Origin of the sequence: Rubellimicrobium roseum (assembly GCF_006152145.1) — a bacterium.
Lineage (GTDB): Bacteria > Pseudomonadota > Alphaproteobacteria > Rhodobacterales > Rhodobacteraceae > Rubellimicrobium > Rubellimicrobium roseum.
The window spans coordinates 1-1,169 of the sequence record NZ_VDFV01000151.1 but is presented as its reverse complement, the minus strand read 5'-3'; the positions used below and the strand labels follow the sequence as shown (position 1 = coordinate 1,169).

Below are 1,169 nucleotides of genomic sequence, written 5' to 3'. Positions count from 1 at the left end.
GCGAGCCTCATCAACTGGGGCGGCGGCGGGGACCTCGGGACGATCACCACCTCGGTCTCGGACCGCACCCGAGTGTTCGGGTCATGACCGCCGCGTCCCGCCTCCGCGCCGCCGTCCGCCGCGTCCGCACGGACGAGAGCGGCACGACCCTTCTCGAGCTGGCCATGGCGATCGCCCTGTTCCTGCTGATCTTCTTCGCGCTGATCGACTTCGGGCGCATGGGATACAACTGGGTCATGACGCAGAAGGCGGTGCAGATGGCCGCCCGCATCGCCGCCGCGCGCCCACCGGCCTGCGCCGGCGTGCCCGAGACGAACCAGCCGGGCACGGCGACCGAGCCTTACGGCACGCTGTGCCGCAACGGGGCGGGCATCTGCTCGACGGTCAGCATCACGTGTAGCGGGGCGACGACGAACACGACCGTGGCCGAGATCTGGGCGCGGGTCGAGCCGCTTCTGCCCCCGGACGCCACGCCCGCCAACCTGCTCTTCCGCTACGGCACATCGGGCAGCGAGGAGGAGCGGATGGGCTTCCTGGGCGGACCTTTCACGCCGGTCGTCACCGTCGAAGCCCAGAACCTCGACTTCGAGTTCGTGCACCCCCTCTTGGGCCTCGCCCGAATGGCGGGGGCCGACGTCCCGGGGACCGGAAACACACCGACTGGCGTCACCATGCCCACGATGAGCGTCTCGCTTCCTGGCGAAGACCTCGCCTTGGGAGCGGACGGATAACAGGAGACCGATCATGACCAGCAACTCCAAAACCACCGTTGCCCTGATCGGGGGCAGCACCGAGACCGCGGCCATTGATGCGGCGCTGCATGCCATGCCGGACGTCGCCGTCGACCGACGGCCGAACTCGCTGACCCGACTGAACGGCACGGCCACCCAGTTGGCCTCGACGGCCGACGTGATCCTCTTCTGCCCCGACCCCGCGGCGGGCCTCGATCTCGAGGTCCTGCGCGAGCTGCATCGCGCGCCCGGACGCAACGCGGCGCTCGTGGCGCTGACGGCCCCGGACATGCCGATCGCCGAGGCGCGCCGGCTCCTGCAGGCGGGGGTGGAGGACGTGCTGCCCTGGACCGCGAGCCCCGCCGACCTGCGCGAAGGGCTCGACCGCTGGAAGCGGCCGAACCTGCCGGCGCTCTACGAGCCGCCCAAGCGGCACGG

2 protein-coding genes are annotated in these 1,169 nt (G+C 71.0%); both read left to right on the top strand.

Going from position 1 to position 1,169, the window contains the following annotated elements:
• On the top strand, positions 1–731 hold a 731-nt coding region (locus FHG71_RS23285; protein WP_342777529.1), incomplete at its 5' end, for a TadE family protein.
• A 13-nt stretch (positions 732–744) separates the two neighbouring features.
• The coding region (locus FHG71_RS23280; protein ID WP_139084180.1) for a hypothetical protein at positions 745–1,169 on the top strand (425 nt) is incomplete at its 3' end.